The organism is Nonomuraea maheshkhaliensis (assembly GCF_039529435.1).
GTDB lineage: Bacteria > Actinomycetota > Actinomycetes > Streptosporangiales > Streptosporangiaceae > Nonomuraea > Nonomuraea maheshkhaliensis.
Window position 1 is genome coordinate 1 of record NZ_BAAAMU010000223.1, and the last position, 8,266, is coordinate 8,266.

Sequence of the window (8,266 nt, forward strand, 5' to 3'; positions counted from 1 at the left end):
GTCGCCGTCGGCGAACTCGGCCACCGCCTCGGCGCCCTCGGCGCGCAGCAGCTCGGTCCACGTGCTCGCGGCGAACTCGGCGCCGCCGCTCCACCGGCAGCGCACCGGCCGGTCGTCCGGCGCGGGCAGCCACTCCTCACCACCGGCGCCCAGCACCTCGCGCAGCAGCGCGGGAAAGGGCCCGGTGCGCACGTGCCCGCGCGGGTCCACCACCCCCGAGAACGGCCCGACCACCAGCACGGCGTCGCCGCGCACGTCCGCCGACAGCGGGCCCGCGTCCTCGTCCGTGACGAGGAACAGGTTCGGCACCACGACCAGCGCGTACGAGGACAGATCAGCCGACGGCGGCACCACGTCCACGCTCACCCCGCGCTCGAAGAACGGCACGTAGTAGGCGAGCAGCTGGTCCACGGCGTTGAGCCGGTCGCTGGGCCGCCCGCGCTCCTCCAGCGCCCACCAGTTCTCCCAGCCGAACACCATCGCCACCCGCGCCGGCACCGGCTCGCCCGCCAGCGCGGCCAGCCCGCGCAGCTCCTGCCCGTGCGCGCGCACCTCGGCGTGCAGCCGCGTGTCCGCGCCCGCGTGCGGCACCATCGCGGCGTGGAAGCGCTCCGCGCCGAAGCGCGAGGCCCGCCACTGGAAGTAGCACAGCCCGTCCGCGCCGCGCGCGACCGCCTGCAGCGACTCCAGCCGGAGCTGGCCGGGCGGTTTGGGCAGGTTGTGCGGGTGAGCGCCGTCCTGGCGGGGGAGAGGGGGTCGCCCGGCTCCGGGTACCAGTCGTTGGCGACGACGTCCTCCTCCGCCGCGAACGACCAGTAGTCCGCCCGCTTGAAGAAGCCCATGAAGTTCGTGGTGACCGGGATGTCCGGCGTGCGGGCCCGCAGCACGTCGCGCTCGGCGCGGAAGTGGCCGAGCAGGGCGTCCGAGCTGAAGCGCCACCAGTCGAGCCGTTGCGACGGGTTGACGATGTACGGGGCGCGGCGCGGCGGCAGGACCTCCGCCCAGTCGCCGTACCCCTGGCTCCAGAACGTGGTGCCCCAGGCTTCGTTGAGCGTGCCGAGATCGCCGTAGCGCGCCCGCAGCCAGCCGCGGAACGCCTCGGCCGACACGTCGCAGTGGCAGACCTCGCCCAGCTCGTTGCCCACGTGCCACAGCGCCAGCGCCGGATGGCCGGCGTACCGGTCGGCCAGGGCGGCGGCGATGGCCAGGGCCCGCTCGCGGTAGACGGGGGAGGAGGGGCAGAACTGGTTGCGCGAGCCGTACCAGAGGCGGTGCCCGCCCTCGTCCACCGGCAGCGTCTCCGGCCACCGGTGCCCCAGCCAGGGCGGCGGGGAGGCGGTCGGAGTGGCCAGGTCCACGGCGATGCCGTTCGCGGCCATCAGGTCGAGCACCCGGTCGAGCCAGCCGAAGTCGTGCCTGCCCGGCTCGGGCTCCAGCCGGGCCCAGCTGAACACCCCGATCGTGACGAGGTTGACCCCGGCCGCCCGCATCAGCTCCGCGTCCTCGGCCCAGACCTCCTCCGGCCACTGCTCCGGGTTGTAGTCACCGCCGAACAGCAGCCCGCGCCCCTCGGTGAGCGTGTGCATGCCCAGCCGCTCCGTCATGAGCCCATTCCCCCTGTCGCCTTCCGCTTGCCACCCGCCTCTGATGACCCCTTCCGAGGCGGCCCCGAACTGTCCCCCGGCACCAGCCGGCAGGGCACGAGCCGCGCCTGCGGCGGCGTGTCGCCCCGCAGCCGGTCGATGAGCATCCGCGCCCCCAGCCGGCCCAGCTCGGCGCTGGGCGGCTCCATCGTCGTCAGCCGGGGGTGGAACATCTCGGCGACCCTGGCCGAGGAGAGCACCAGCATCAGCGTCAGGTCCCGGGGGATGCGCCAGCCGCGCCGCGCCACCGCCGCGATCACGCCGACCGCGGCGTGGTCGTCCATCACGGCCAGCGCCGTCACGTCAGGATGCGCCTCGATCAGGCGCTCGAACGCCTGCCCGCCCTCCTCGGCCGAGCCGGGGCGGAAGTCGTCCACGTACGCCAGGCCGGCCGCGCGGGCGGCGGCGGCGAACTCCTCGCCCGCCCTGATCGCGGGGCCGTACTGGGCCGCGTACGTGCCGGGCGAGAGGTTGAAGAAGGCCAGCTTGCGATGCCCGAGCCCGGCCACGTGCGCCACGGCATCCCTGGCGGTGGCGGCGAAGTCGATGTCGGCGTGGTCGATCGGGCCCGGCTTGCGGGTGCGGCCGATCATGCTGAACGGCACCCCGGCCTCCAGCAGGAACCCCACCCGCTCGTCGTCGAGGCTGACCTCCATCAGCAGCACGCCGTCCACCAGCCCGAGCCCGGTGAGGTGGCGCAGCTCCTCGATCGGGTCGCCGGTCTCGGGCGACAGCAGCAGGTGGTAGCCCAGCTCACTGGCCGCCTCGGCCGCCGCTGTGGCGAAACGCATCTCGGTCAGCCCGAAACCGCTGTGCGGGGCGGGGAACAGCAGCGCCAGGATGCGGGTGCGCCTGCTCTGCAGGCCGCGGGCCAGCAGGTTGGGGCGGTACCCGAGCTCCTCGGCCGCCTGTCGCACGCGCTGCCTCGTCGCCGCCGCCACCGGGCGGGTGCCGTTGAGCGCGGCGGACGCGGTGCTGACCGCGACCTGGGCGCGCGAGGCCACGTCACGTATCGAGGGCAAGGAGACTCCGTGGGTGGCCGATATCGGTGTCGAAACGTTTCGCATCACGCTAAAGTCCGCTTTGTGCGGATGTCAATGGCGTAAATACGGATGACCGGAAATAGAGCCTCAGAGAGCCGTGGGGTCGGGGTGGATGATCCGGATCCGGGCTTCGGCGTCGCGGCCGGCCAGCTGCGCGACGAGGTCCGCGGTGCCGCCGGGCCCGTCGCCCGGCTTGCCGTCCCAGACGACGATCAACCGCGGCCGCTCGTCCAGCCCGTACGCCTCCTCGGCCATCCACGCGTTGACCTGGGCGAACACCTCGTCACCCACCGCCGCGCCGGCCGGCAGCACCTCCACCTCCGACCGCGCCCGTACCTCCTCGAACCGCGCGTGCCAGTCGGTGCCCGGCAGGTCCACCGACCGGCGCGCGAACTCGGCCGGCGGCAGCGCCAGCCGCAGGCGCACCGCCGCGCCCCGGCTCAGGGCCAGCCCCGCGCCGATGAGGTCGGCGCCGCGGGCGCCGCCGCAGATCACGGTCGTTCCCGGCCCGACCTCCCACTCGTCGAGGACCGCGCCCATCGCGGCCGTCACGGCCTCGACGCGGTGCTGCGGGAAGCGCGGCGGGACCCGACCGGGGTGGTCCACCAGGTGGCCGCCCACGACCAGGACTCGCCTCATTCCTGCCCCAGAGCGCGGAACGACTCCAGCACGCCGCGCAGGCCCGCCCTGACCCTGCGCCGTTTCTGCAACGACAAGCTGAGCTCCAGATCCCGGATGGTCGTCTTCAGTTGCTTGTCGGTTATGCCCCTTCTGCGGATCTGTGAGACCAGATCCCGCGCCAGTTCCACATCCCCCTTGTCGAACGCCGCGCCGAGCCTGGTCGGCAGGGCCCACTCGTCCCAGGGCCGGTGTTCGAGGCCGGCCTTGCAGGCGGCCAGGACGATCGTGGCGACCTCGGCCGCCCGCTCCTCATCGCCCCTGCCGCCGCGCAGCCGGTAGAGCCGCGGCAGGTTGGAGGCCGGGTAGTAGTCGTTCAGGTCGAGCGCCATCCCGCGTTCGTAGGCCGCGATGGCCTGGTCCAGGTAGTCGCGCGACGTCTCGCCCGCGGACTCGTGCATGAGGTCCTTGTACCTGCCGCCGAGCAGCCCCATGCGCTCGGACGACGGTCCCACCCGCTCGATGAGCAGTTCGAGCGCGGCGGCCGACTCCGCCGCCTTGCCGGTCCTGGCCAGCGCGAGCTGCCTGCGCTCGATCACCGGCGGATGCCGCTGCAGCGCGTCGGGCAGCGTGTCGATGTAGGCGAGCACGTCCTCCCATTCGAGGTTGTCCTCGATCAGCCTGAGCAGCTTCAGCACCACGGACTCGCGGATGACGGGCTGGGCGCCGAACCGGGAGACCAGCGCGCGCGTCTTCTCCTGACGCTGCCGCCGGCCCGAGGTCAGCTGGATCGCCCGGACGTCGGCCTGGAAGTCCGAGAGCATGTCGACCGCCATGGTGAACGGCGCCAGCTGGGCGCCGTCGGAGCTCTCCGGATAGCCGGGCAGCGCCTCGAACACCGGCGACGACCCCGCCAGATGCTCGCGCAGCCGCGTGCGCATGTGGTCCCTCGCCGCGGCCGCGGTCTCCTCGCCGCAGTCGCCGTCCGCCAGCGGGTACCCCAGCCGCCGGATCTGCTCCAGGTCGAACACCGGCTCGGCCCAGGTCGCCGCCACCAGGACGCAGCCGATCCGCTGCGCCGCGTGGCGCACCCCCACTTCGTAGTACACGTTCGAGTTCGGCAGCGAGACGTCGGCCATCACGACGTCCGCCAGGGCCAGCCGCTGGATCATCTGGACGATGACGAGCGCCCCGAGGTCGCTGTCGGCCCTGATCGCCCGGTAGCCGAGCTCCGTGAGCAGCGGCTCGTGCACCCGTTCCCAGAGCGCGTCGAAGTCCACCACCGAGGGGACGCCGTCGTCCGCCCGCCCGGTGGGTTTCCTGCCGAACGGCATCACCATGAATGCCACGGAGTTGCTCATCGCCTGCCCTCCCTGCGCTTGACGCGTCATTGCGTACGGGTGCCGGGACCGGAGGGGTCAGGGCCGCTCCGGCGCGGCCGGCCCGGCATCCGGCGGGGTGCCCTCCTGCCTCTGGAGCATCAGCTGGCCCCAACGGCCGCTCTCCGCGCGGAAGATCCGCTCGATCCGCTCGACCTGCTCCTCCACGCCCGCCCCTGGTCCGGCGGCCTGCCAGTCGAGTGCCGCCGCGCGGAGGTTGCCCGCCGTGTCGCCGTACAGTTTGCGCAGTTGCGCGAAGCCGATGAGGGCCTCGAACGCCGTCACCGCGCCCGCCAGCGCGGCCAGGACGGCGGCGGCGACACCGCATGCCGCCCGTCCCGTGCCCGTGGTGAACTGGCCCGCCACGCCGAGCAGCGCCGACAGCAGCAGCAGGGTGTTGCGGACCACGATCGACTGGTGGTGGGCGCGGTCGTACTCGCGCTCGCGGGCCTCGTAGAAGGCCTGCTGCTCGTTCACGCGCAGTTCCCGGTAGAACGCGCGGAACTGCGCGTCCCTGTCACCGGTCCCCCGATCGCCGGGCTCACGCGGGCCGCCGGTCACAGGCCCGTTCGGATGCGGGTCGCTCATGCCGGCTCACGTCCCGGCTCGGGGTCCGGGTCGGGGTCCGGCTCCTGGCCCGCCTCGATCGCGAGCACGGCCCGGCCGAGCGCGAGCTCCCGGTCCGCGCCCGCGAACGCGCCGATCCTGGCCAGGTAGCCGAAGTACAGCGCCCGCAGCCGCTCCGCCCTGGCCCTGGCCGCCAGGTAGCGGTCGAGGGTCTCACTCTCCCTGGCGTACCTGGTGCTGGTGGCCAGGGCGACCCCGATGACCGTGACCAGGACGGCGGGCCAGTGCTGCTCGGGCAGCACCGCCTGCAGCCCGCCCAGACCCGTGATCGTGGCCGAGCCGAGCAGGATCAGGACCTGCTGGCGGCGGTAGCGGTTCTGGTCGCGCAGCGCCTCGATGTCGTAGCGCTCGAAGACCGGGGTCAGCTCGCGGTCGAGGACCTCGAAGTCGGCGGTCAGTGCGGGGTAGGCGGCCCTGCGGCCGGCCGGGATCACCGGCGCGGAGACGGCCGGGGCACGCAGCACGGGGAACCGCGCGAGCAGCGGCGAGGGCCTCACGAATTACCTCTCGCTACGGAGGGAGACGACGTGATTGCAGACGCAATGTATGAGAAATCGAAGGGCCCGACAATGGCGCCACCGATACCTGACCGCATCCGGCCGCGCACACCGCGTGCCGGCCCCGGGGGAGGGTCCCGGAGCCGGTTCCTTCGCGGATCAGTAGACGTACGGCCAGCCGGCCGAGTCCCAGCCGATCAGGTTCACGCCGAGCTTCGCCGTGCCGCTGTCCTGACCGTCGTAGTAGTGGTAGACGAGCAGGTCGCCGTCCACGTCGGACATGACGCTCTGCCCGCCGGGCCCGATGTAGCGGCCGTGGGTCTCCAGCACCATCGTGCCGCCGCCGGACAACATCGGCGTGCCTGAGCGGTCGACGTACGGGCCGGTGGGGCTGGACGAACGGCCGACCTTGATCTTGTACGTGCTGGAGGTGCCCGCGCAGCACCGGTCGTAGGAGGCGAACAGGTAGTAGTGGCTCCCGTGCCGGACGATGTCGGGCGCCTCGACGGCGTACGGGGAGTCGGGCCGGGTGGCCAGGTGGTAGAGCGTCCGGTCGGAGGAGTGACGCTTGCCGGTCGAGGGGTCGAGCCGGATCATCCGGATCCCCGTCCAGTACGAGCCGAAGCTCAGCCACCACCGTCCGGAGGAGTCGACCAGGAGGTTGGGGTCGATGGCGTTGTGGTCGGCGCTCGTCGTGGTCGCGTAGACGACGCCCTGGTCGCTCCAGGAGCCGGGCTGGCCGGTCGAGCTGGTGGCCAGGCCGATGGCGGAGTGGTTGGAGCCGAAGCTGGAGACCGCGTAGTACATGAGATATCTCCCGCCCTGCTGGGAGATGTCGGGCGCCCACGGGTCGTTGCCCGAGGAGTACGTCCGCCACCACGGCGGCGGCGTGCGGAAGGCCGAGCCGGCCCGGGTGAAGGCGATCCGGTCGGTGGAGGTGCGTGCCTCCAGGTAGCCGTGCGTGGAGTAGAGCACGTAGTTGGACGAGGTGCGGATCATCGTGGGGTCGTGCACGAGGACGTCGCCGGTGACCCGGCCGGGGTTGGGATAGGCGAGCCCGGCGCCCGCGAGCGAGGCGGCGAGCGCGAGCACGGTCACGGGGGCGGCGACGAGACGGGATAGGCGACGCAAGGGTCCTCCTCGTATCGGGGGGCCGCTGCACCTGCCGGACGCTGCGCCGTCACGTCGGGGGCAATGTAGGCACGCTCTCCGCCCGCCGTCAATGCCCGGCGTGGGAGGCGGTGAAAGTTGCATCGGCGGCGGATCGGGCCCGCACACGCTGAGCTGCGGCGATGTGAAGGCTTCACGGCGCGGCCTTGACAGGCCCTGTCAGCCCTCATACGTTCAGGCCGTTTCCGCATCCGATGTTAGCGCTAACATCGGCACCCGCAGGAAGCTGCGCCGCGCCGTCGACACCCGGCCGGACCGCCTGTCCGGCCGGTCCCCGCCATGCCGATCACCAATGGGCCGATCACCAGCAGGCCGATCACCAGCAGGCCGATCACCAGCAGGCCGATCATCAGCGTGCCGATGACCAGCGCGTCGGTCACCAGCGCAGGGAGGTCACCTCGCGACCCGATACCAGAGATTCGTGGCGTGCGGCACGTGACCGACGCTGAGGCGTTCCAGCCGGACCCCCGTCCCGCCCGGACGGTCGAACAGCCGCACGCCGTCCCCGAGCAGCACCGGAGCCACGATCGTGAGGACCTCGTCCAGCACGCCCGCCTCCAGGCACTGCCGGGCGACGTCGGCGCCGAGCACGTTGACGTACTTGCCCCCGGCCGCCTCCTTGGCCGCCGCGACGGCCCGCGCCAGGTCGCCGACGAAGGTGACGCCGGGCACCGGCGCGCTGGGGGCGTGGTGGGTCAGCACGAACTGGGGGCCGTCCCAGCCGCCGCCGAACGCCTTGCCCTCCTTCTCGGTGCCCCGGTGCGGGTCGTCGCCGCCGAACGTGCGCCGGCCCACCAGCAACGCGCCGACCTCGCCGATCAACTCGTCCACCACCGGGTTCGGCCCCAGGTGCGGGGTCAGCCAGGACATGTCGCCGCCCGGCCCGGCGACGAAGCCGTCGGCCGACATGGTCACCGAGTACAGGAGTCTGCTCATGCTCCACCTTTCCTTCCGGAGTACAGACCGCGAAGCACGGCGGAACTCATCGGCGCGGCGGCGCGGTGGAGCTGCGCTGGATCAGCTCGATCGGCCCCGCCAGCACCTCGGCGACCGTGTCGTCCGGCTTCAGGCTGCCCAGCAGCGTCACGCCGCGCCGGCCCAGGTCCGCCAGCGGCATCCGCACCGTGGTGAGCGCCGGATGGAGGTAGCCGGCCAGCTCGAAGTCGTGCACGGCCACGATGGAGACGTCTCGGGGGATCTCCAGCCCGGCCGTGCGCACGGCCTGCATCGCCCCGATCGCCGGGGCCACGTTTGCGGCGAACACCGCCCGCGGGGGGGGGGGGGGGGGG

10 protein-coding genes and 1 pseudogene are annotated in these 8,266 nt (G+C 72.8%); all 11 read right to left on the minus strand.

The window, feature by feature from the left end:
* A partial coding sequence (locus tag ABFX54_RS54915; protein ID WP_346115311.1) for a beta-galactosidase occupies positions 1-939 on the minus strand: 939 nt, incomplete at its 3' end.
* Positions 825-1,604 (minus strand): annotated as a pseudogene (locus ABFX54_RS54920) (beta-galactosidase); the annotation flags it as partial. The pseudogene ABFX54_RS54920 and the gene ABFX54_RS54915, both read right to left, overlap by 115 nt.
* Positions 1,601-2,665, minus strand: a complete 1,065-nt coding sequence (locus ABFX54_RS54925) for a LacI family DNA-binding transcriptional regulator (RefSeq protein WP_346115302.1) — start codon at positions 2,663-2,665, stop codon at positions 1,601-1,603. The pseudogene ABFX54_RS54920 and the gene ABFX54_RS54925, both read right to left, overlap by 4 nt.
* A 108-nt stretch (positions 2,666-2,773) precedes the next feature.
* Complete coding sequence (locus tag ABFX54_RS54930) at positions 2,774-3,325, minus strand: hypothetical protein (protein ID WP_346115303.1); 552 nt, start codon at positions 3,323-3,325, stop codon at positions 2,774-2,776.
* Complete coding sequence (locus ABFX54_RS54935) at positions 3,322-4,665, minus strand: TRAFs-binding domain-containing protein (protein WP_346115304.1); 1,344 nt, start codon at positions 4,663-4,665, stop codon at positions 3,322-3,324. Before ABFX54_RS54935 ends, ABFX54_RS54930 begins: the two co-directional genes overlap by 4 nt.
* 57 nt (positions 4,666-4,722) lie before the next feature.
* On the minus strand, positions 4,723-5,271 hold the full coding sequence (locus ABFX54_RS54940; protein ID WP_346115305.1) for an SLATT domain-containing protein: 549 nt from the start codon (positions 5,269-5,271) through the stop codon (positions 4,723-4,725).
* Positions 5,268-5,807 (minus strand): DUF4231 domain-containing protein, encoded by a 540-nt coding sequence (locus ABFX54_RS54945; protein WP_346115306.1) that lies wholly within the window; start codon positions 5,805-5,807, stop codon positions 5,268-5,270. Before ABFX54_RS54945 ends, ABFX54_RS54940 begins: the two co-directional genes overlap by 4 nt.
* 159 nt (positions 5,808-5,966) lie before the next feature.
* Positions 5,967-6,938 carry an arabinan endo-1,5-alpha-L-arabinosidase gene (locus ABFX54_RS54950; RefSeq protein WP_346115307.1) on the minus strand — a complete coding sequence of 324 codons (972 nt, stop codon included), beginning with the start codon at positions 6,936-6,938 and terminating at the stop codon, positions 5,967-5,969.
* Positions 6,939-7,180: 242 nt separating this feature from the next.
* The gene (locus tag ABFX54_RS54955; RefSeq protein WP_346115308.1) at positions 7,181-7,357 is read right to left on the minus strand and encodes a hypothetical protein; all 177 of its coding nucleotides are present in this window, start codon (positions 7,355-7,357) and stop codon (positions 7,181-7,183) included.
* A 13-nt stretch (positions 7,358-7,370) separates the two neighbouring features.
* Positions 7,371-7,913: a dihydrofolate reductase family protein gene (locus tag ABFX54_RS54960; protein WP_346115309.1), complete on the minus strand. Its 543-nt coding sequence runs from the start codon at positions 7,911-7,913 to the stop codon at positions 7,371-7,373.
* Between the two features lie 46 nt (positions 7,914-7,959).
* Positions 7,960-8,266, minus strand: a 307-nt coding sequence (locus tag ABFX54_RS54965; RefSeq protein ID WP_346115310.1) for a substrate-binding domain-containing protein, incomplete at its 5' end; no start/stop codon positions are given.